Origin of the sequence: Bacillus thuringiensis, assembly GCF_001182785.1 — a bacterium.
In the GTDB taxonomy this organism is placed as follows: Bacteria; Bacillota; Bacilli; order Bacillales; family Bacillaceae_G; genus Bacillus_A; species Bacillus_A thuringiensis_S.
The window spans coordinates 3712259-3735338 of sequence record NZ_CP012099.1 but is presented as its reverse complement, the minus strand read 5'-3'; the positions used below and the strand labels follow the sequence as shown (position 1 = coordinate 3735338).

The window sequence follows — 23080 nt, the reverse complement described above, 5'->3', positions numbered from 1 at the left end:
TCATGGAAACAACTGTAAGAAAACAAAAGAAAAATGTAGAAACGAAGAAACCATCAATTTACTCTTTACAACTTCATGAAATGCAAGATTGGTTAAAGGAACAAGGAGAACCGAAGTTCCGCGCTGGACAAATTTTTGACTGGCTATATAAAAAACGTGTAAAAAATTATGAGGATATGTCAAACCTTTCTAAAGGATTGCGTGATAAATTGTCGAATTCCTTTGATATTACTACTTTAAACACGTTAGTAAAACAAACGTCTTCGGATGGAACGATTAAATTCTTATTCCAACTATATGACGGATATTCTATTGAAACGGTATTAATGCGACATGAATATGGAAATTCCATTTGTGTAACAACGCAAGTTGGTTGTCGTATTGGATGTACGTTCTGTGCTTCGACACTTGGTGGACTAAAACGAAACCTAGAAGCTGGAGAAATCGTAGCGCAAGTAGTAGAAGTTCAGCGTGCGCTTGATGAAACAGAAGAACGTGTAAGTTCTCTTGTTGTTATGGGAATTGGAGAACCATTTGATAACTACGATAATTTAATGGGATTCTTACGCATCACTAACCATGAAAAAGGACTTCATATTGGTGCTAGACATATGACTGTTTCGACGAGTGGAATTATCCCGAAAATTTATAAGTTTGCTGAAGAAGAACTACAAATTAATTTTGCGATTTCATTGCATGCTCCAAACTCAGAATTACGTTCAAAATTAATGCCGATTAACCGTGCTTATAAATTACCGGATTTAATGGAAGCTATTAAATACTATGTAAATAGAACAGGGCGCCGTATTACTTTTGAATATGGATTATTTGGAGGAGAAAATGACCAAGTTGAGCACGCTGAAGAGCTTGCTGCGCTCTTAAAAGGTGTAAAATGTCATGTAAACTTAATCCCGGTAAACTACGTACCTGAACGTGATTATGTACGTACACCACGTGAGCAAATTTTCTTGTTCGAGAAAACGTTAAAAGATCGTGGAGTGAATGTAACGATTCGCCGTGAACAAGGTCATGATATTGACGCAGCCTGCGGTCAGTTGCGTGCGAAGGAGCGCAAAGAAGAGACGAGGTGACGAGATGAAAGCCGTATTTCTATCGGATAAAGGAAAAGTTCGTCAACATAATGAAGATAGTGCAGGAGTTTTTCACAATTTAGATGGAAATGTTTTAGCGGTAGTAGCAGATGGAATGGGAGGTCATCGAGCTGGTGATGTAGCTAGCTCGATGGCTATTCAATTATTCCATGATTATTGGAAGCAAACGCATAATATGAATGAACCGAAAAAAGTAGAACAATGGTTACATACTAGTGTTGGGATTATTAATGAGCGTATATATGAATACGCTCAGCAAAATGTAGAATGTAATGGTATGGGAACAACGCTTATAATAGCTGTTTGTACACCAAGTTTTGTGACAATAGGGCATATAGGAGATAGTCGTTGCTATATGGTATCAGAAGGAGAAATGACGCTTGTAACGGAAGATCATTCGCTTGTAAATGAGCTTGTGAGACATGGTGAAATTTCAAAGGAAGATGCAGAGTATCATCCGAAAAAGAATGTTTTATTAAGAGCATTAGGAACAGAAGAAAAAGTTGGATTGGATGTTAAAACGTTGGTGCTTGAGGAAGATGATCAGTTGCTTCTTTGCTCTGATGGGTTATCAAACAAAGTTTCTATTGATGATATGCAACAAATTTTACAGTTAAATGAACAGCTTGAAGGTAAAGGGCAGCGTCTCATTCAATTGGCGAATGATCGCGGTGGAGAAGATAATATCACACTTGTTCTTATTGATTATGCGGGTTCGACAAACGAAAGTAGGTGAAGTGCAACGTGCTGATTGGAAAACGCTTAAATGACCGTTATAAGCTGCTGAAAATGATTGGTGGTGGCGGAATGGCCAATGTATATTTAGCTCATGATGATATACTTGGCCGAGATGTAGCGGTAAAAATATTAAGACTCGACTATTCAAATAACGAAGAGTTTATTAAACGTTTCCATCGAGAAGCGCAGTCTGTTACAACGTTGTCGCATCCAAATATTGTGAATATGTATGATGTCGGAGAAGAAGATGGTATATATTATCTTGTCATGGAATATGTACCTGGGCAAACATTGAAGCAATACATAATTGAGCGAGGTATGTTACCTATAGGAGAAGCTCTTGATATTATGGAGCAGTTAACCTCCGCCATGGCACACGCCCATCATTTTGAAATTGTGCATCGTGATATAAAGCCGCACAATATTTTAATTCGAGCTGATGGAATAATAAAAGTAACAGATTTTGGAATTGCGACAGCTACAAGTGCAACAACAATTACACATACAAATTCAGTACTCGGTTCAGTCCATTATTTATCACCAGAACAGGCACGCGGCGGGATAGCAAATAAACAATCGGATATTTATTCTCTTGGAATAGTTATGTTTGAATTGTTAACAGGAAGACAACCGTTTTCTGGCGAGTCTGCTGTTGCTATAGCTTTAAAACATTTACAAAGTGAAATCCCATCACCAAAAAGATGGAATGAAAATATTCCGCAAAGTGTTGAAAATATTATATTAAAGGCAACTGCAAAAGATCCGTTCCATCGATATCAATCTGCCAATGCGATGAAGCGAGATATTGAAACTGCGCTATATCCAGAGAGGATAAATGAGCAACCATTTTACATACCGGAAGATATGGAAGCGACGAAAGCGATTCCGATTATTCAACAAGAACAATTATTTGCAAATGTAAGTGATGAAACGATTGTTTTAAAAGGGAGTAAGGTGGAGGAACCAATAAGAGCAGAAGCAGCTGAGTTAGATAAGAAGAAAAAACGGAGTAACAAGTGGCTTAAAGTTTTAATTTCAACATTTTTATTTTTAGCAATAGGAATAACATTAGCGCTTACGGTTATTCCAGGATTATTTATTCCGAAAGATGTGAAAGTTCCTGATGTGGCTGGTATGAAATACACGACAGCTGTGAATACATTAGTAGAAAAGGGCTTTGAGGTGACGGAGCCTAATATTGTATATACAGATGATGTTGAGGTTGGGAATGTAATAAAAACAGATCCTGTAGCAGGAAGAGTCGTAAAAGAAAACGCTAAAATTACTATCTATCAATCAGGTGGAAAAAAGAAAAGTAAGATGAAGAATTTCACAGGACAAAACTTTGAGAGTGTAAAAACTGAGTTAGAAGAAAAATATAAACAAGTTACAGTAAATTATATTGAAAATGATAAGCCGAAAGGTGAAATTGTAGAGCAAATCCCGACACCTGATCAAATGGTTATAGAAGCGGAGCAAGAACTGAAAATCTGGGTAAGTAAAGGCCCTTATCAAATTAGACCAGGTGATTTTTCGGGGTGGACCGAAAATAGTGTAACTGGTTATTTGAATGAGAGAAAACTAACTTCGGATATAAAACGAGAGTATTCAGATACAGTTGAAAAAGGACTTGTAATTTCGCAATTTCCAAAGCCAGGTACGCCGTTAAAAGAGGGAGATAAAGTAACTATTATTATCTCTGATGGTCCAAAGCCTAAAGTGACTAAAACGGTAAAAGTGGACAATATTTCTGTCCCATATGAGCCTGCTGTAACAGGTGAGAAAAAGCCGCAAACAATAGAAATTTATAAAGAAGATATGCAGCAAAAAATGGATAGACCGGTTGAAACGAGAACGATTACTGAATCAGCGACTATTTCTTTAGAATTTGTAATTCAAGAAGGTTCAAAGGGACACTATAAAATTGTACGAGATGGAGTAACGATTATTGACAAAGAAGTACCATATCCAACTCAATAATAGTGAAAGTCTACTTATTATTATTGCCTGTTATGCTGTCTACAAAGTGGACGGTATAGCAGGCAAAAATATATGATTCAAAAAGCTAGTAAAGTGATGCAGCTGTAGATGTTTTTTACATTTAATGAAAAAAATTAATGTATATTAGCGAAAGTATATATGGTAGATTTTGAAATCGTTATTTGGAAAATTAAAATCCATTCATTTTTAAATTCAGCATCACCTTATACAAAAAAGGAGAATTCTATGCCAGAAGGAAAAATTATAAAAGCTTTAAGTGGGTTTTATTACGTGCAGCATGAAGAAGGGGTTACGCAATGTCGTGGGCGAGGTGTATTTAGAAAAAATAAAATTACACCACTTGTAGGAGACCAAGTTGTTTTTCAGGCGGATAATCCAACTGAAGGTTATGTGCTTGAGGTGTTTGATCGAAAAAATGAACTTGTTAGACCTCCTATTGCTAATGTTGATCAAGCGATCCTCGTGTTCTCTGCAGTAGAACCAGATTTTAATCCTGGACTGTTAGATAGATTTTTAGTGCTGATTGAATATCATAACATTAAGCCGATTATTTGTATTAGCAAGATGGATTTAGTGGATGAAAAGATGAAAGCAACTGTTGAAGCTTATGCGAACGATTATCGTGAGATGGGTTATGATGTGTTATTTACTTCTATCAATACGTCAGAAAGTATTGATATATTAAAACCATACTTAGAAAATTGTGTTTCTGTCGTTGCGGGTCAATCAGGTGTTGGGAAATCTTCAATGCTTAATGTGCTACGTCCAGAATTAGAACTGAAAACAAATGATATTTCCTCCCATTTAGGACGCGGGAAGCATACGACAAGGCACGTAGAATTAATTGCAATTGGGAGTGGACTAGTTGCAGATACACCTGGCTTTAGTTCGTTAGATTTCATAGATATAGAAGTAGAAGATCTTACATATTGTTTTCCAGAGTTGAAAGAAGCGAGTCAATACTGTAAATTTAGAGGGTGTACACATCTTTCTGAACCGAAATGTGCTGTGAAAGCTGCGGTTGAAGAAGGGAAGATTACAGAATATCGCTATAAGAACTATAAACAATTCGTGGAAGAAATTAGAGAGAGAAAGCCGAGGTATTAGTTATGATTAAAATTGCACCATCGATTTTATCAGCAGATTTTTCAAAATTAGGGGAAGAGATTAAAGATGTAGAAAAGGGCGGAGCGGATTACATTCACGTTGACGTAATGGATGGACATTTCGTACCAAATATTACGATTGGACCGTTAATTGTAGAAGCTATCCGTCCGATTACATCATTACCATTAGATGTACATTTAATGATTGAAAATCCTGATAACTATATCCCAACTTTCGCACAAGCGGGAGCGGATATTATTACTGTTCATGTAGAGGCGTGTCCGCATCTACATCGTACAATTCAGTTAATTAAATCTCATGGTATTAAAGCGGGCGTTGTATTAAATCCGCATACGCCAGTTTCAGTGATTGAGCATGTATTAGAAGATATAGATATGGTATTACTTATGACAGTAAACCCTGGATTTGGTGGACAGAAGTTTATCCATTCTGTATTACCGAAAATTAAACAAGTTGCAGACATGGTGAAAGAGTGTAATCTAGAAGTAGAAATTGAAGTTGATGGTGGTGTGAATGCTGAAACAGCAAGACTTTGTGTGGAAGCAGGAGCAAATGTACTTGTAGCTGGGTCAGCAGTATACAATCAAAAAGACCGCGGTGAAGCAATTCGCGTAATTCGTGGGTAGTGATGAACTAACGGGCAGTAAGCCCCCCACCTTAAAATTAAGCGGAAGCTAATAAGTTAGGTGGGGATCAGGCTGCCCATAAAAGCCCGATTGGTTCAACTAATAATCAGTGGGGATGAACAAACCCCCACTGATTAAAGTTTCACTTTATCCTAGTAAGGTATTTATAGGATAGGGTAAAAATATGTAAAAAGGCAATCTACCGAATGGCAGATTGCCTTTTTACAATGGAAGGGGAAGAAAAAATGATTATTCATATTTTGGCAGGAGGACCTTTGGAATATTGCGCAGATTTTGCTCGATATGAGAATGAGGAAGTAGTGTGGGCAGCGGTTGATAGGGGAGTATACCGTCTATTAAAGAAAGGGATTACCCCGGCTGTTGCGTTTGGAGATTACGATTCAGTTACTGAAGAAGAATTAGTATGGATGGGACAGCAAACGAACGAATTACATATTGTTCCGCGGGAAAAAGATCAAACGGATTTAGAAATTGCAATCAACTGGGCATTAGGACAGAAGCCGGCACTAATTCGTATTTTTGGTGCTACCGGTGGAAGGCTTGATCACGGTTTGGCAAATATACAAATGCTTTTAAAAGGGTTAGAAGTAGAGATAGAAATGTGTATTGTGGACAATAAAAATGAAATAACAGTTAAAAAAGTGGGTACACATATAATTGAAGAAAATAAAAATTTTCCTTATGTATCTTTTGTACCAGTTACTGAAATAGTGGAAGGGATTACATTGTTTGGTTTTAAGTACCCTCTTACTAATAAAACAATAGAGTGGGGATCAACGCTTTGTATTAGTAACGAACTCGTTGAGGAAAAAGGTACTTTTTCATTTACTTCTGGCATATTAATGTTGATAAGAAGCACTGATTGAAGAAACAATTTTGCTCCTTACATCATATAGTGACCAAGTGGAGTAATGGGGATTAGGAGGGAAACCATGAGATTTTATACAATTAAGTTACCTAAATTTCTTGGTGGAATTGTTCGTGCAATGTTAAATACCTTCAAAAAAGATTAAAAAAAGCACCTATCACCGGTGCTTTTTCCATTGTTATAGTAAAAAAAGAGCCTATCGGCTCTTTTTTTTATTATTAAACACGTTCGATTTTGCCAGATTTTAATGCTCTAGCAGAAACGTAAACACGTTGAACTTTTCCGTCGATGCGTACGCGAACTTTTTGAAGGTTAGCGCCCCACTTACGTTTTGTAGCGTTCATTGCGTGAGAACGAGAGTTACCAGAACGAGCTTTTCTTCCAGTAATAGCACAAACACGAGCCATTTATATTTCCCTCCCTTGATACCTTACCATACGTAATTTTTCAATGTTAGTCTTTTATGCGATGCTAAAAACACTACTATAATTTAACACAACTAAAAAGAGAATGCAACACCGTAGAAAAAAGAAATCAAGAAAATTTACTTGACACTATATGTCAATGAAGAAAAGTTAAAATCCATAAAAATTGCTTGACATATTATAGTGGTACATGTTGTATAATAACAATGGACTATTTTGCTCATCATAAAAAAGTGTAATTTAAAACATAAAATATGAGAGTGAAAAGAAAGAACGATGGAATTTTCTTTAAAAAGATTATATGATAGTAACTAAAGTAGTCTAGCTCACTTTCACCATTTATGAAGGGGGAAACGAGATGTCAATTGAAATTAAAACGAAGTACGGTCAAATTGATATTAGTACAGATGTAATTGCAACAATTGCTGGAGGTGCCGCGGTAGATTGCTACGGTATCGTAGGTATGGCATCAAAAAATCAGTTAAAAGATGGATTAACAGACATTTTACGAAAAGAAAACTTCACTAGAGGTGTTATTGTTCGTAAAGATGAAGATGAAGTACATATTGATATGTATATTATTGTGAGCTATGGTACGAAAATTTCAGAAGTGGCACATAATGTGCAGACGAAAGTGAAATATACATTAGATCAAACTGTAGGACTAGCAGTAGATTCTGTAAACATCTACGTACAAGGAGTTAAAGTAATAAACTTGTAATGTGCATTAAGGAGGAAAATCTGTGTCAATTCAAAAAATTGATGGAAAACGTTTATCACAAATGATCATGCAAGGAGCGAATAATTTAACAAATAATGTTCAGCTTGTTGATGCATTAAACGTATTTCCAGTTCCAGATGGCGATACCGGTACAAACATGAACTTATCTATGACTTCAGGTGCGCGTGAAGTGAAAGCAAATCCTTCACAGCATGCTGGTAAAGTCGGCGTAAGTTTAGCCAAAGGATTATTAATGGGAGCTCGTGGTAACTCTGGAGTTATTCTATCTCAGTTGTTCCGTGGTTTCTCTAAATCCATTGAACAAAAAGAAGAATTAACAACAGTTGATTTTGCTGCAGCACTAGAAGCTGGAGTAGAGGCGGCTTATAAAGCGGTTATGAAACCGATTGAAGGAACGATTTTAACGGTTGCAAGAGAAACGGGTAAATATGCAGTAACAGTTGCGAAAAAACAGCGCGACTTTGTTTTGTTTATGGAAGACGTTGTGAAAGAAGCAAACGCATCGTTAAATCGTACGCCAGATTTATTACCTGTATTAAAACAAGTTGGCGTTGTAGATAGCGGTGGTAAAGGTCTTGTAGTAGTATACGAAGGATTTTTAGCTGACTTAAAAGGAGAAACGATTTCTTCTGATGCACCGACGCAAACATCTATGAATGAGATGGTACGCGCAGAACATCACCGTAGTGTACAAAGCCAATTGAGTACAGAAGATATTAAGTATGGATATTGTACGGAGTTCATGGTGAAATTAGAGGCTGAAAAGGTGAAAGAGCATAATTTCTCTGAACAAAAATTCCGTGAAGATATTAGTGTATATGGTGATTCTCTACTAGTTGTGTCTGATGATGAAATTGTAAAAGTTCATATCCACGCAGAACATCCTGGAGACGCTATGAACTACGGGCAAAAATACGGTAGTTTAATTAAGATTAAAGTAGAAAATATGCGTGAACAGCATACTGCTTTATTAGATGAACCTGCTATGGTTCCTGAACAACCAGCTCAATCGAAAGAAAAACAACCATATGGTATCGTAACTGTGGCAATGGGGTCTGGTATTAAAACTTTATTTGAGAGCATCGGCGCAACGAAAGTTATCGAAGGTGGTCAAACGATGAATCCAAGTACGGAGGATATCGTGAAGGCAATTGAAGAAGCAAATGCTGAAAAAATCATTATTTTACCGAATAACGGAAATATTGTAATGGCAGCAGAACAAGCGGCATCAGTTGTAGATCAAGAAGTTATTGTTGTTCGTTCGAAAACAGTTCCTCAAGGTATGGCAGCAATGTTAGCATTTAACCCAGTAGGAACGTTAGAAGAGAATGAAGAAAACATGCAAGAAGCTTTATCTCATGTGAAAACAGGTCAAATTACGTATGCTGTACGTGATACGGAAATTGATGGTGTAGCAATTCAAAAAGATGACTTCATGTGTATTGCAGATGGAAAAATTGTATCTACAAATGCTGAAAAAGTAGGAGCTGCGAAGCAATTACTAGAAGCGCTTATTGATGAAGAATCTGAAATCGTAACGATTCTACAAGGTGAAGATGCAACTGACGAAGAAGTAGCGGAGTTAGTTGAATTTGTAGAAGAGAAATTTGAAGATGCAGAAGTAGAAGTGCATGCTGGAAACCAACCAGTGTATTCTTTCATCTTCTCTGTAGAATAAGATAAGATTCGTTTTGAAAATAAATGGATTACTTACTTGCTAATGGATAAGAAGTAGTAATATGAAGTTTATTACTAGTTTTTATTCAAAAGGCTAGCATATTGAAGAGAGAAAAGAGCCTTGCTGCTAATAGTGAGGCTCTTTTTTACTTGTTTTATATAAGGGATTTGAGTAGTTTCTCTTAGAATGCCTATGATAGAATATATAAGGTGAAAGAGAGCGATTACAGATGCTAATTGGTACTCAAATAGAATGCAATAAAGAAAATAATGTGACGGGGTGTGAGAATCTTGAATGATGTTTTACAAGTTCCTGTTACGGATGTAAAGGGGATCGGAGGAGAAACATCTGAGTTACTACATGAGATGGGGATTTATACAGTTTCTCATCTATTAGAACATTTTCCGTACCGTTATGAAGATTATGCGATGAAAGATCTTGCTGAAGTAAAGCATGATGAACGTGTAACGGTTGAAGGGAAGGTTCATAGTGCTCCTTTGCTGCAATATTATGGTAAGAAGAAATCGCGTCTAACAGTTCGTGTTCTCGTCGGTCGTTATTTAATTACGGCGGTATGTTTTAATAGGCCTTACTATAAGCAAAAATTAACGTTAGATGAAACGGTAACGATTACTGGTAAATGGGATCAACATCGTCAAACAATTGCTGTATCAGAACTTCATTTTGGGCCAGTTGTACGTCAACAAGAAGTGGAGCCTGTTTACTCAGTAAAGGGGAAACTTACAGTAAAACAGATGCGTCGTTTTATTGCTCAAGCGTTAAAGGAATATGGAGATTCTATAGTCGAAGTGTTACCGGATGGTTTGTTAGGCCGGTATAAATTATTACCAAGATATGAAGCACTTAAGGCTTTGCATTTTCCGGTAGGACAGGAGGATTTAAAGCAAGCGCGTCGCCGTTTTGTATATGAGGAATTTTTCTTATTTCAGCTGAAAATGCAAACACTGAGGAAAATGGAGAGGGAAAATTCAAAAGGGACTAAGAAAGAGATTCCGTCAGTAGAATTACAAGAATTTATCGATGCATTGCCGTTCCCGTTAACTGGTGCGCAGCGCCGAGTTGTAGATGAAATTTTAAAAGATATGACATCTCCTTATCGGATGAACCGACTATTACAAGGTGACGTTGGTTCTGGGAAAACAGTTGTTGCTGCGATTGGCCTTTATGCATCGAAATTAGCTCATTATCAAGGTGCTTTAATGGTTCCTACAGAAATTTTAGCTGAGCAACATTATCAATCGCTTGCTGAAACGTTTTCGCATTTTGGTATGAAAGTGGAACTGCTAACAAGTTCTGTTAAAGGTGCGAGACGCCGAGAAATTTTAGCGAAGTTAGAACAAGGAGAAATAGATATTCTTGTTGGAACGCACGCTTTAATTCAAGATGAAGTTATATTTCATAGGTTGGGTCTCGTTATTACAGATGAACAGCATCGATTTGGTGTAGCGCAGCGCCGAGTTTTACGGGAGAAAGGTGAAAGTCCAGATGTATTATTTATGACAGCGACACCAATTCCGCGTACGCTAGCAATTACTGCGTTTGGAGAGATGGATGTTTCGATAATCGATGAGATGCCAGCAGGTAGAAAGGTGATTGAAACATACTGGGCAAAGCATGATATGTTAGATCGCGTCCTCGGTTTTGTTGAGAAGGAAATAAAAAAAGGAAGACAGGCATACGTTATTTGTCCTCTAATTGAAGAATCTGAGAAACTTGATGTGCAAAATGCTATCGACTTACATAGTATGTTGACGCATCATTACCAAGGGAAATGCCAAGTTGGATTGATGCATGGGAGATTATCGTCTCAGGAAAAAGAAGAGATAATGGGACAGTTTAGTGAAAATAAAGTGCAAATTCTTGTATCGACAACAGTTGTTGAGGTGGGTGTGAACGTACCGAATGCGACTGTGATGGTTATTTATGATGCAGAACGTTTCGGTTTATCGCAGCTTCATCAGCTTAGAGGACGTGTCGGGCGTGGTAGTGAACAATCATATTGTTTATTAATAGCAGACCCTAAATCGGAAACAGGAAAAGAAAGAATGCGCATAATGACTGAAACAAATGATGGATTTGTATTGTCAGAAAAAGATTTAGAATTACGAGGTCCTGGAGATTTCTTTGGGAGTAAGCAAAGTGGCTTACCAGAATTTAAGGTTGCTGACATGGTACACGATTATCGAGCGTTAGAAACAGCAAGGCAAGATGCGGCGATACTAGTAGATTCAGAAGCGTTTTGGCACAATGATCAGTACGCTGCCTTGCGTATGTATCTTGATGGGACAGGTGTGTTCCAAGGAGAGAAGCTCGATTAAAGGGAGTCAACAAAAATTTTTGTTGCATTCTACTTTTAATGATTATATACTACTGTTAGTACCTAGTCATAAAAATGGATGGTGCGGTATGAAAAAAAGAAGAAGTAAAAAAGAAAGACAAGAGTTATTACAACAAACAATCGAATCAAATCCTTTTATTACGGATGAAGATTTAGCGGAAAAATTTCAAGTGAGTATACAAACAGTACGACTTGATCGTATGGAATTGTCTATTCCTGAATTAAGAGAGAGAATTAAACATGTAGCTACAAAGCAACATGAAGAAGATGTAAAATCTTTACCGCTAGAAGAGGTTGTTGGAGAAATTATTGACATTGAATTAGATAGACATGCAATCTCTATCTTTGAAGTGAAGGTAGAACATGTATTTAAAAGAAATCAAATTGCCCGTGGGCATCATCTGTTTGCGCAAGCAAACTCACTAGCTGTTGCGGTTATTGATGAAGAATTAGCTTTAACTGCAAAGTCTACCATTCGCTACATTCGCCCTGTAAAATTAGGAGAGCGTGTTGTTGCAAAAGCGCGCGTTGAAGATGTAGAGAATGATAAGGGACGGACGGTTGTCAAAGTGCGTAGCTTCGTTGGAGAAGAACTTGTTTTTACAGGCACTTTTGAAATGTATCGATCTAGTAATTATAGTGAGGAAGGTAACAACTTATGAAAATCGCAATAGATGCAATGGGTGGAGATCACGCTCCAAAGGCTGTAGTATTAGGGGCAATGAAAGCTATTAAGGAATATTCTGATTTACATATTACGTTAGTAGGGAAAGAAGAGGAAATTCGTCAATACTTAACGAGTGATGAACGAATTACTATTCTTCATACAGACGAAAAAATAGAATCGACGGAGGAACCAGTAAGAGCGGTTCGTCGAAAAAAACAAGCTTCAATGGTACTTGCGGCACAGCAAGTAAAGGATGGAGAAGCAGACGCTTGTATATCCGCAGGTAGTACAGGAGCTTTAATGGCAGCTGGATTATTTGTTGTCGGTCGTATGGAAGGAATTGAACGACCAGCTTTATCACCTACAATGCCAACTGTTGATGGAAAAGGTTTTGTTATGTTAGATGTTGGAGCAAATGTTGATGCAAAACCAATTCATTTATATCAATATGCAGTAATGGGATCTGTTTACGCTGAGAAGGTAAGAGGAATTGAAAATCCTCGCGTTGGACTATTAAACGTTGGAACAGAGGATGGAAAAGGAAACGAGCTTTCAAAGCAAGTATTTGCAATGCTTAAGGATGCGCCAATTAATTTCGTTGGGAACGTTGAATCAAGAGATTTATTGCAAGGTGTAGCAGATGTTGTTGTATGTGATGGTTTTACAGGGAATGTAGCGTTGAAATCATTAGAGGGAACAGCACTTGCGCTATTCTCTATGTTGAAAGAACAACTAATGAGTTCGTTTACGAGTAAATTAGCAGCGGCAGTATTAAAGCCAAAACTTATGGTATTAAAAGATAAAATGGATTATTCGGAGTATGGGGGAGCTGCATTATTTGGATTGAAAGCACCTGTCATTAAGGCTCACGGTTCTTCTAATGACCAGTCGATATTTAGTGCGATTCGTCAAACGAGAGAAATGGTAGCGAAAGAAGTAATTCCTACGATTTCAAACGTAATGGAGAAAGAGCCACTCCAATAAGAGGAGGATTTGAAATGGGAAAAATAGCATTTCTTTTTCCGGGCCAAGGTTCACAGGCAGTTGGAATGGGTAAACAATTAGCAGAGAATAATAAAGAGGTTGCAAAAGTGTTTGCAAAAGCAGATGAGGTGTTGCAAGATTCACTTTCGGAAGTGATTTTTGAAGGGCCGCAGGAAAAGCTTACATTAACAACAAATGCGCAGCCTGCATTATTAACAACGAGTTTTGCTGTTTTGACAGCTTTAAAAGAGTATGACATTACACCTGACTTTGTCGCTGGTCATAGTTTAGGTGAATATAGCGCTCTTGTAGCGGCGGGTGCATTAACTTTTGAAGATGCTGTATATGCTGTAAGGAAACGCGGGGAATATATGGAAGAAGCTGTTCCAGGCGGGGAAGGTGCAATGGCGGCTATATTAGGTGCTGATCCACATATGCTGAAACAAGTTACAGAAGAAGTAACAAGTGAAGGATATGCAGTGCAAATCGCTAATATGAATAGTACGAAGCAACTTGTGATTTCTGGAACGAAGCAAGGAGTAGAGATTGCTTCTCAAAGAGCGAAAGAAAATGGTGCAAAGAGAGCAATTCCACTAAAAGTAAGTGGGCCATTCCATTCGTCACTTATGAAGCCGGCAGCTGAGAAGTTCCAAAGTGTTTTAAATGAAATTACAATTCATGACACGAATATTCCTGTTATTGCAAATGTTACGGCGGATGTTATTACAAGTGGTGCAGACATTCAAGAAAAGTTAATCGAACAGCTTTATTCGCCTGTATTATGGTACCCGTCTATTGAATGTATGGTGAAGCAGGGAGTAGATACATTTATTGAAATTGGACCTGGAAAAGTACTTGCTGGACTTATGAAGTCAATTGATTCATCAGTGAAAGCATATGCGATATACGATGAAGAGACATTAAAAGATACCATTTCAAATTTGAGAGGAGAAAACTGATGTTAAAAGGGAAGGTAGCATTAGTAACTGGCGCTTCACGTGGAATTGGTCGCGCGATTGCGATCGATTTAGCGAAACAAGGGGCAAATGTAGTAGTAAATTATGCTGGTAATGAACAAAAGGCAAATGAAGTAGTTGATGAAATTAAGAAATTAGGTTCGGATGCAATTGCAGTAAGAGCAGACGTTGCAAATGCTGATGATGTTACAAATATGGTGAAACAAACAGTAGATACATTTGGACAAGTTGATATTCTTGTAAATAATGCTGGTGTAACAAAAGATAATTTATTAATGCGTATGAAAGAAGAAGAATGGGATACAGTTATTAATACAAACTTAAAAGGTGTATTCTTATGTACGAAGGCAGTATCTCGTTATATGATGCGTCAACGTCATGGACGTATTGTTAATATCGCTTCTGTTGTCGGAGTAACAGGAAACCCAGGACAAGCGAATTATGTAGCTGCTAAAGCTGGTGTAATTGGATTAACAAAAACATCAGCGAAAGAATTAGCGAGCCGAAATATTACAGTGAATGCAATTGCTCCAGGGTTTATTGCGACTGATATGACGGATGTATTAGATGAAAATATAAAAGCTGAAATGTTAAAGTTAATTCCTGCAGCTCAGTTTGGTGAAGCACAAGATATCGCAAATACTGTAACATTTTTCGCTTCTGATCAAAGCAAATATATTACAGGACAAACGCTAAATGTTGATGGCGGAATGGTAATGTAATAAAAGAATCGATTTCAACTAGTTTTTTTGGACAATATTTAATATAATATTTGAGGGGAGGTGAATGGAATGGCAGATGTTTTAGAGCGTGTAACAAAAATCATCGTTGATCGTTTAGGTGTAGAAGAAACTGAAGTAGTACCAGCTGCGAGCTTTAAAGAAGATTTAGGCGCAGACTCCCTAGATGTAGTAGAACTTGTAATGCAATTGGAAGATGAATTCGAAATGGAAATTTCTGATGAAGATGCTGAAAAGATTGCTACTGTTGGCGATGCTGTGACTTACATAGAGAGTCATCTATAATGCTTAAGTGAAGTCCCGTTTTTTAGCGGGGCTTCTCGGCTTATATCTGGAGGGACCTATGCCGTACCGAAAACATAGAGAAAAAAAATACGAAACAAAATATCGTGAAGCATTTAAAGTATTTCAAGAAAAGATAGGTATTACGTTTACTGATGAAAAATTATTGATTCAAGCATTTACGCATTCATCGTATGTGAATGAGCATCGAAAAAAACCGCATGAAGATAATGAGCGTCTTGAATTCCTTGGAGATGCAGTATTGGAACTAACTGTATCGCAGTATCTGTTTCAAAAATATCCGACAATGAGCGAAGGAGAGTTAACAAAACTACGTGCAGCTATTGTATGTGAGCCATCTCTTGTTCGTTTTGCGAACGAATTGTCATTTGGTAGCCTAGTTTTATTAGGAAAAGGTGAAGAAATGACAGGTGGACGTGAACGACCAGCTTTATTAGCGGATGTCTTTGAAGCGTTTATTGGTGCCCTTTATCTTGATCAAGGGCTAGAAACAGTTTGGGAATTCTTAAAAGAAATTGTATATCCGAAAATTAATGAAGGTGCTTTTTCTCATGTGATGGATTATAAGAGTCAGTTACAAGAATTGATTCAGCGTGATGGTAGTGGTAATGTTGAGTATCAAATTTTGCAAGAAAAAGGACCAGCTCACAATCGAGAATTTGTGTCACGTGTTACGTTAAATAACGTAGCTTTAGGTCTTGGTAGTGGTAAGTCGAAAAAAGAAGCAGAGCAACAAGCTGCTGCAGAAGCATTAAAAAAATTAAAAGAACAACTATAAGGAATCCCCCTTTGAATGAGGGGGATTCCTTATGCATAGAATGAAACTTTCTTTTTTTTGTAAATAAAAAGAAAGTAAATCCGTATAATAGCTTGTTTTTGTATAGAGAACATTTATAACGACGGAGAATAGGAGGAAGGCCTTTCGTGTTTTTAAAAAGATTAGAAATAGCAGGGTTTAAGTCTTTTGCTGAGCGTGTATCTGTTGATTTTGTCCCAGGTGTAACTTCTGTAGTAGGACCTAATGGAAGCGGGAAAAGTAATATTACTGATGCAATTCGCTGGGTACTTGGTGAACAATCTGCAAAATCATTACGTGGTGCAAAGATGGAGGATATTATTTTTGCAGGTAGTGATACGAGGAGAGCAGTTAATGTTGCTGAAGTAACATTAACTTTAAATAATGAAGATCAACGGTTACCAATTGAATACAATGAGGTGTGTGTAACACGTCGTGTATCTCGTTCAGGTGATAGTGATTTTTATATTAATAAACAATCATGTAGATTGAAAGATATTATCGATTTATTTATGGACTCTGGTATGGGAAGAGAAGCTTTTTCAATTATTAGCCAGGGGAAAGTGGAAGAGATTTTAAGTAGTAAGTCAGAAGAGCGTCGAGGTGTATTTGAAGAAGCGGCAGGTGTACTGAAATACAAACTTCGCAAAAAGAAAGCTGAAGGGAAATTAGCAGAAACACAAGAAAACTTAAATCGTGTACAAGATATAATTCATGAATTAAGTAGTCAAGTAGAACCTTTAGAAAGACAAGCTTCTATTGCGAAAGATTATCTCGAGAATAAAGAAGAATTAGAGAAAGTAGAAGCGGCGCTTATTGTCCATGAAATTGAAGAATTGCATGAGAAATGGGAAGCGCTTCGAAATCAGTTTGGGCATAATAAAAACGAAGAAGTTAAAATGTCAACGAATTTACAAAAAAGTGAAGAAGAGCTTGAGGAATTACGAGGACAATTACAAGCCGTAGATGAGTCTGTAGACTCGTTACAAGAAGTACTTCTTCTTTCTAGTAAAGAGCTAGAAAAACTAGAAGGGCAGCGTGAGTTGCTAAAAGAGAGAAAGCAAAATGCTACGACGCATTGTGCGCAACTTGAGCAGTTAATTGTTGAATTGACAGAGAAAGCTAAAAGTTATGATGGTGAAATTGAGTCAAGTACAGAAGCTTTAATGCAATTTGTGAATGAAGTAAAAGAGTTGGAGCAAAAATTGCATGATAATGAGCAATTGCTTGCTACTTTTGCTGACAATTTAGAGGAACAGATTGAGAATTTAAAAGGTGACTATATTGAACTTTTAAATCAACAAGCTAGTCATCGTAATGAATTATCTATGATCGAAGAACAATCTAAACAGCAAACGTCTAAAAACGAGCGTCTGGATGAAGAAAATGCGAAATATGTAGAAATGCGTATGGAAATTACAGCGAAAAAGACGAAACTTGTAGAAAGTTACGAACAAGTGAAAGAAAAAGTAGCTGGCATTATCTCGAACATACAGAAGACAGAGGCGGCGCTTGGGAAATGTAAGACGCAGTATAGTGAAAATGAAACAAAACTGTATCAAGCATATCAATTTGTGCAACAGGCACGTTCTCGAAAAGAAATGCTTGAAGAGATGCAAGAAGATTATTCTGGCTTCTATCAAGGTGTACGTGAAGTATTGAAAGCTAGAGAAAATAGGTTGCAAGGTATCGAGGGTGCTGTTGCGGAACTGTTAACGGTACCGAAAGAATATGAAGTTGCAATGGAAATCGCTCTAGGTGCAGCAATGCAGCATATTGTTGTACAAACAGAGGAACATGCTCGTAATGCGATTGCATTTTTAAAGCAAAATAAACATGGACGTGCAACGTTTTTACCGCAAGCTGTTATTAAAAGCAGATCGTTATCATTTGAGCAATTACGTATTGTAAATCAACACCCATCGTTTGTAGGTGTGGCGGCAGAACTTGTGCAGTACAACAATAAATATGAAAATGTAGTTTCAAATTTATTAGGAACTGTTATTGTTGCGAAAGATTTACGCGGAGCAAATGAGTTAGCGAAACAACTGCAATACCGTTATCGCATTGTAACAATCGATGGTGACGTAGTGAATCCTGGCGGTTCTATGACTGGTGGGGCGGTAAAACAAGCGAAATCTTCTTTATTAGGACGCCAACGTGAACTAGAAGAGTGGACTCGCAAGTTAACTGATATGGAAGAAAAAACAACGAAGTTAGAAAACTTTGTTAAAGCAGTAAAACAAGAGATTCAAGAAAAAGAAGTGAAAATACGCGAACTAAGGCAAACTGTAGAAGCAGAGCGTGTAGATGAGCAGAAATTAAGAGAAGAGATTAATCGTTTAGAATTAGAAGAACATCGTATTAATGACCGCTTATCTATTTATGATTTAGAGATTGAAGGGTTTTTACAAGATCGAGTAAAAATACAAGGGCGTAAAGAGGAGTTAGAAGGGATTTTAACGAATCTTCAAGCTGATATCACTGAGTTAGATAGTAAAATTGTAGCTTTAACAAAACAAAAAAGTGAGCAACATTCTTCGAAAGAAAAAGTTCAAAAAGAAATGACTGAGTTAAAAGTACTGGCAGCTGAAAAGCAACAACGCTTATCTAATCAAAAAGAAAAAGTTGAACGATTGACGAAGGAAAAAGAAGAAACGGATGCGACGCTTGTAAAAACGAAAGAGGATTTAGCGTTCTTAAAACAAGAAATGACATCTAATTCAAGTGGTGAAGAGCAAATTACGAATATGATTGAGAAGAAAGCGTATGATCGTAATCAAACTTCAGAGTTAATTCGCTCTCGTCGTGAACAACGTATATCGTTGCAAGAGAGAGTAGAACATTTAGAACGCGATTTGAAAGAAACGACAGGTAAACATAAATATATTCTTGAAATGTTGAAAGATCAAGAAGTGAAAATAAACCGACTTGATGTCGAGTTGGAAAATAGATTACAACATTTGCGTGAAACATATACGATTTCATTTGAAGCAGCAAAACTAAAATATACAATGACAATGCCTGCAGAAGATGCACGTAAGAAAGTAAAATTAATTAAATTATCCATAGAAGAGTTAGGTACAGTGAACCTAGGGGCAATTGATGAATATGAACGTGTAGCGGAGCGTCATACATTCTTACTAGAGCAGAGAGACGACCTAGAAGAAGCGAAAACGACATTGCACCAGCTTATTACCGAAATGGATGAAGAAATGAAAAAACGCTTTTCTACTACGTTTGAAGGCATTCGAATGGAGTTTCAATCGGTATTCTCTGAATTATTTGGAGGCGGTAGAGCGGATTTAGTAATGACCAATCCAGAGGATTTACTAAATACGGGTATTGATATTGTAGCGCAACCGCCAGGGAAGAAATTGCAGAACTTAGGTTTACTTTCAGGTGGAGAGCGTGCTTTAACGGCAATTGCGCTTTTATTTGGTATTTTAAAAGTGCGCCCAGTACCGTTCTGTGTACTAGATGAGGTAGAGGCGGCCCTTGATGAGGCGAATGTAGCTCGTTTTGCACAGTATTTAAAGAAATTCAGTGATGAGACGCAGTTTATTGTAATTACACATAGAAAAGGTACAATGGAAGAGTCTGATGTGTTGTACGGTGTAACAATGCAAGAATCAGGGGTATCTAAACTTGTTTCGGTTCGTTTAGATGACGGGGAAGAACTTATTACAAGTGAATAGAAAGGACGGGAAAGTATGAGTTTTTTTAAAAAACTAAAAGAAAAAATTTCAAAACAAACGGATACAGTTACTGAGAAATTTAAACAAGGATTAGAAAAAACGAGAAATTCATTTGCGGATAAAGTGAATGATTTAGTGTATCGTTACCGTAAAGTGGATGAAGATTTCTTCGAAGAGCTAGAAGAAATCTTAATCGGTGCAGATGTCGGAGTTGCGACGGTAATGGAATTAATTGATCAATTGAAAGAAGAAGTGCAACGCCGTAACATTCAAGATCCAAAAGAAGTACAAGCTGTTATTTCAGAAAAGTTAGTAGGGATTTACAAAGGCGACAGCGATTTTAGTAACGAAATTAATATGCAAGAGGACCAATTAACGGTTGTTTTATTTGTTGGTGTTAACGGTGTAGGAAAAACGACGACAATTGGTAAACTGGCACATAAGTTTAAATCAGAAGGTAAGTCTGTCCTATTAGCGGCAGGAGACACATTCCGTGCTGGAGCGATTGAACAATTAGAAGTATGGGGCGATCGCGTTGGTGTAGAAGTAATTAAACAAGGATCTGGCTCTGATCCAGCGGCGGTTATGTATGACGCTGTACAAGCTGCGAAAGCACGTAAGGTAGACGTATTACTATGTGACACAGCAGGACGCTTGCAAAATAAAGTCAACTTAATGAAAGAGTTAGAGAAGGTGAAGCGCGTAATTGAGCGTGAAGTACCAGGTGCTCCTCATGAAGTATTGCTTGTTATTGATGCAACAACAGGACAAAACGGTTTAAGCCAAGCGAAAACATTCCGCGAGGCGACGAATGTTACTGGTATTGTTTTAACGAAGTTAGATGGAACTGCTAAAGGTGGTATTGTATTAGCGATTCGTAACGAAATGGATGTACCGGTGAAGTTTGTTGGATTAGGAGAGCAAATGGATGACTTGCAGCAGTTTGATCCAGAACAATATGTGTATGGTTTATTTGCGAACTTAGTAGAAACAGAAGAAGTATAAGCGAAAGAAGCGGTATTTCCGCTTCTTTTTCTATAAAAATATATGATGTTAAGAAAAAAACTTGACACTCTTTTGTACTCCATGTAAACTAATTCATGTAAAGGGAAATCACTTAACAAAGGATGATCCAACATGCTCGAAAAAACAACGAGAATGAACTATTTATTTGATTTTTATCAATCGTTGTTAACGCAAAAACAAAGAAGTTATATGTCGCTTTATTATCTAGATGATTTATCTCTTGGTGAAATTGCGGAAGAATTTGATGTAAGTCGCCAAGCCGTGTATGATAACATTAAACGGACTGAAGCGATGCTTGAAGAATATGAAGATAAATTAGTATTACTTCAAAAGTTTCAAGAGCGACAGCGACTTGTTGCAAAGCTAAAACAGCTAATCAGCGAAGAAGAGCATGTGAATGAAGAAATGAAACAAGTTGTTGAAGCTATCGAAAAATTAGATTAGGAGGGCGGCAATATGGCATTTGAAGGATTAGCCGACCGACTTCAACAGACAATGCAAAAAATCCGCGGCAAAGGAAAAGTTTCTGAAGCCGATGTGAAAGAAATGATGAGAGAAGTTCGTCTGGCTCTTTTAGAAGCAGATGTTAACTTTAAAGTAGTAAAAGATTTTATAAAGCGTGTGTCTGAGCGTGCTGTCGGACAAGATGTAATGAAAAGTTTGACACCTGGACAACAAGTAATTAAAATCGTACAGGAAGAACTTACAGAACTTATGGGCGGAGAGCAAAGCAAAATTGCTGTTGCTAATAAGCCACCGACTGTTATTATGATGGTTGGTCTGCAAGGTGCGGGTAAAACGACGACAACAGGTAAGCTTGCGAATTTGCTTCGTAAAAAGCATAATCGTAAACCGATGCTTGTTGCAGCGGATATTTACCGTCCAGCAGCAATTAAACAGCTTGAAACATTAGGGAAGCAATTGGACATGCCTGTATTTTCTTTAGGAGATCAAGTAAGTCCTGTTGAAATTGCAAAACAAGCGATTGCAAAAGCAAAAGAAGATCATCACGATTATGTTTTAATCGATACAGCGGGTCGCCTGCATATTGATGAAGAACTAATGGATGAATTAGCGAAAGTTAAAGAAGTTGCGAAACCGGATGAAATTTTCCTTGTTGTCGATGCGATGACGGGACAAGACGCGGTAAATGTTGCGCAAAGTTTCCATGAACAGTTAGGTTTAACAGGTGTTGTATTAACGAAATTAGATGGTGATACGCGCGGTGGTGCTGCATTATCTATTAAGGCTGTAACAAACACACCGATTAAATTTGCTGGTATGGGTGAAAAACTAGATGCAATTGAAGCGTTCCATCCAGAGCGTATGGCATCCCGTATTTTAGGGATGGGCGATGTCTTAACATTAATTGAAAAAGCGCAAGCTACAGTTGATGAAGAGAAAGCAAAAGAACTTGAGCAAAAAATGCGTACGCTTTCGTTTACGCTTGACGATTTCCTAGAACAACTTGGACAAGTGCGTCAACTTGGGCCGCTTGATGAATTGTTAGGAATGCTTCCTGGTGCAAATAAAATTAAAGGGCTGAAAAATGCGCAAGTTGATGAAAAACAAATTGGGCATATTGAGGCAATTATTCGTTCTATGACTAAATTAGAACGAGAACAACCGGAAATAATCAATGCTAGTCGCAAAAAGCGCATTGCCAAAGGTAGCGGTACAACGGTACAAGAAATCAATCGTCTAATCAAACAATTCGATGACATGAAAAAAATGATGAAGACGATGACGGGAATGCAAAAAGGCAAGAAAAAAGGACTAGGTGGATTGAAGTTTCCATTCATGTAAGGAAAAAAGATGGCTCTGTTAAGAAAAAATACTTTACAAAGCAATAGTCTTTTTGCTAATATAATTATCTGTGTGAAATAAATTCGGAGGTGCTTTATAAATGGCAGTTAAAATTCGTTTAAAACGTATGGGAGCTAAAAAAACTCCTTTCTATCGTGTAGTTGTTGCAGATTCTCGTTCTCCTCGTGACGGACGTTTCATTGAGGAAATCGGAACTTACAATCCAGTTGCTCAACCAGCTGAAGTTAAGATCAACGAAGAAGCAGCATTAAAATGGTTAGGAAATGGTGCTAAACCATCTGATACAGTTCGTAACTTATTCTCTAACCAAGGTATCATGGAGAAATTCCACTTATCTAAACAAGGTAAGTAATTGAGGCAATGA

The 23080-nt window shown here is 37.4% G+C and carries 22 protein-coding genes; 21 read left to right on the top strand and 1 reads right to left on the bottom strand.

Annotation, left to right across the window (positions count from 1 at the left end):
• Nucleotides 1–2 precede the first annotated feature (2 nt).
• The 7 genes from rlmN (at nucleotide 3) to spoVM (ending at nucleotide 6639) form a co-directional block, all read left to right on the top strand.
• The gene (gene rlmN, locus AC241_RS19065; RefSeq protein WP_000450550.1) at nucleotides 3–1091 is read left to right on the top strand and encodes a dual-specificity RNA methyltransferase RlmN; all 1089 of its coding nucleotides are present in this window, start codon (nucleotides 3–5) and stop codon (nucleotides 1089–1091) included.
• 4 nt (nucleotides 1092–1095) lie between these two features.
• Nucleotides 1096–1848, top strand: coding sequence for a Stp1/IreP family PP2C-type Ser/Thr phosphatase (locus AC241_RS19060; protein ID WP_000648708.1), 753 nt, complete (start codon nucleotides 1096–1098; stop codon nucleotides 1846–1848).
• A gap of 8 nt (nucleotides 1849–1856) precedes the next feature.
• On the top strand, nucleotides 1857–3830 hold the full coding sequence (gene pknB, locus AC241_RS19055; RefSeq protein WP_029443121.1) for a Stk1 family PASTA domain-containing Ser/Thr kinase: 1974 nt from the start codon (nucleotides 1857–1859) through the stop codon (nucleotides 3828–3830).
• A gap of 246 nt (nucleotides 3831–4076) precedes the next feature.
• Complete coding sequence (gene rsgA / locus AC241_RS19050; protein ID WP_001113932.1) at nucleotides 4077–4958, top strand: ribosome small subunit-dependent GTPase A; 882 nt, start codon at nucleotides 4077–4079, stop codon at nucleotides 4956–4958.
• A gap of 2 nt (nucleotides 4959–4960) precedes the next feature.
• Nucleotides 4961–5605 carry a ribulose-phosphate 3-epimerase gene (gene rpe / locus AC241_RS19045; RefSeq protein WP_050844455.1) on the top strand — a complete coding sequence of 215 codons (645 nt, stop codon included), beginning with the start codon at nucleotides 4961–4963 and terminating at the stop codon, nucleotides 5603–5605.
• Nucleotides 5606–5811: 206 nt separating this feature from the next.
• On the top strand, nucleotides 5812–6492 hold the full coding sequence (locus tag AC241_RS19040; RefSeq protein WP_016080517.1) for a thiamine diphosphokinase: 681 nt from the start codon (nucleotides 5812–5814) through the stop codon (nucleotides 6490–6492).
• A gap of 66 nt (nucleotides 6493–6558) precedes the next feature.
• A complete protein-coding gene (spoVM, locus tag AC241_RS19035) occupies nucleotides 6559–6639 on the top strand; it encodes a stage V sporulation protein SpoVM (RefSeq protein ID WP_001213599.1) in 81 nt (26 codons plus the stop codon).
• A gap of 73 nt (nucleotides 6640–6712) precedes the next feature.
• On the opposite strand, the gene rpmB is transcribed toward spoVM, so the two are convergent.
• Nucleotides 6713–6901: a 50S ribosomal protein L28 gene (gene rpmB / locus AC241_RS19030; protein ID WP_000124776.1), complete on the bottom strand. Its 189-nt coding sequence runs from the start codon at nucleotides 6899–6901 to the stop codon at nucleotides 6713–6715.
• A gap of 376 nt (nucleotides 6902–7277) precedes the next feature.
• Here rpmB and AC241_RS19025 point away from each other — a divergent pair, with 376 nt between their 5' ends.
• From AC241_RS19025 to rpsP, 14 genes are all read left to right on the top strand, one after another.
• Complete coding sequence (locus tag AC241_RS19025) at nucleotides 7278–7640, top strand: Asp23/Gls24 family envelope stress response protein (RefSeq protein WP_000021109.1); 363 nt, start codon at nucleotides 7278–7280, stop codon at nucleotides 7638–7640.
• Nucleotides 7641–7662: 22 nt separating this feature from the next.
• Nucleotides 7663–9339, top strand: coding sequence for a DAK2 domain-containing protein (locus tag AC241_RS19020; protein WP_050844454.1), 1677 nt, complete (start codon nucleotides 7663–7665; stop codon nucleotides 9337–9339).
• Between the two features lie 290 nt (nucleotides 9340–9629).
• Nucleotides 9630–11678 (top strand): ATP-dependent DNA helicase RecG, encoded by a 2049-nt coding sequence (gene recG / locus AC241_RS19015; RefSeq protein ID WP_050844453.1) that lies wholly within the window; start codon nucleotides 9630–9632, stop codon nucleotides 11676–11678.
• Nucleotides 11679–11766: 88 nt separating this feature from the next.
• Nucleotides 11767–12360 (top strand): transcription factor FapR, encoded by a 594-nt coding sequence (gene fapR, locus AC241_RS19010; protein WP_000747349.1) that lies wholly within the window; start codon nucleotides 11767–11769, stop codon nucleotides 12358–12360.
• Nucleotides 12357–13349: a phosphate acyltransferase PlsX gene (plsX, locus tag AC241_RS19005; protein ID WP_016080519.1), complete on the top strand. Its 993-nt coding sequence runs from the start codon at nucleotides 12357–12359 to the stop codon at nucleotides 13347–13349. The genes fapR and plsX overlap by 4 nt, the downstream gene beginning before the upstream one ends.
• 14 nt (nucleotides 13350–13363) lie before the next feature.
• Complete coding sequence (fabD, locus tag AC241_RS19000) at nucleotides 13364–14308, top strand: ACP S-malonyltransferase (RefSeq protein ID WP_043937877.1); 945 nt, start codon at nucleotides 13364–13366, stop codon at nucleotides 14306–14308.
• Nucleotides 14308–15048: a 3-oxoacyl-[acyl-carrier-protein] reductase gene (fabG, locus tag AC241_RS18995; protein WP_016080521.1), complete on the top strand. Its 741-nt coding sequence runs from the start codon at nucleotides 14308–14310 to the stop codon at nucleotides 15046–15048. The genes fabD and fabG overlap by 1 nt, the downstream gene beginning before the upstream one ends.
• Before the next feature lie 69 nt (nucleotides 15049–15117).
• Entirely contained in the window at nucleotides 15118–15351 is a 234-nt protein-coding gene (gene acpP, locus AC241_RS18990; protein ID WP_000786062.1) for an acyl carrier protein, read from the top strand.
• 58 nt (nucleotides 15352–15409) lie between these two features.
• Nucleotides 15410–16147, top strand: coding sequence for a ribonuclease III (gene rncS / locus AC241_RS18985; protein WP_016080522.1), 738 nt, complete (start codon nucleotides 15410–15412; stop codon nucleotides 16145–16147).
• Between the two features lie 146 nt (nucleotides 16148–16293).
• Nucleotides 16294–19863: a chromosome segregation protein SMC gene (gene smc, locus AC241_RS18980; protein WP_050844452.1), complete on the top strand. Its 3570-nt coding sequence runs from the start codon at nucleotides 16294–16296 to the stop codon at nucleotides 19861–19863.
• 15 nt (nucleotides 19864–19878) lie between these two features.
• The gene (ftsY, locus tag AC241_RS18975) at nucleotides 19879–20868 is read left to right on the top strand and encodes a signal recognition particle-docking protein FtsY (protein WP_000007655.1); all 990 of its coding nucleotides are present in this window, start codon (nucleotides 19879–19881) and stop codon (nucleotides 20866–20868) included.
• Between the two features lie 132 nt (nucleotides 20869–21000).
• Nucleotides 21001–21333, top strand: coding sequence for a putative DNA-binding protein (locus tag AC241_RS18970; protein WP_000891061.1), 333 nt, complete (start codon nucleotides 21001–21003; stop codon nucleotides 21331–21333).
• Between the two features lie 12 nt (nucleotides 21334–21345).
• The gene (gene ffh, locus AC241_RS18965) at nucleotides 21346–22695 is read left to right on the top strand and encodes a signal recognition particle protein (RefSeq protein ID WP_002173106.1); all 1350 of its coding nucleotides are present in this window, start codon (nucleotides 21346–21348) and stop codon (nucleotides 22693–22695) included.
• Between the two features lie 100 nt (nucleotides 22696–22795).
• On the top strand, nucleotides 22796–23068 hold the full coding sequence (gene rpsP, locus AC241_RS18960) for a 30S ribosomal protein S16 (protein ID WP_000268750.1): 273 nt from the start codon (nucleotides 22796–22798) through the stop codon (nucleotides 23066–23068).
• The last annotated feature ends 12 nt before the right edge of the window (nucleotides 23069–23080 follow it).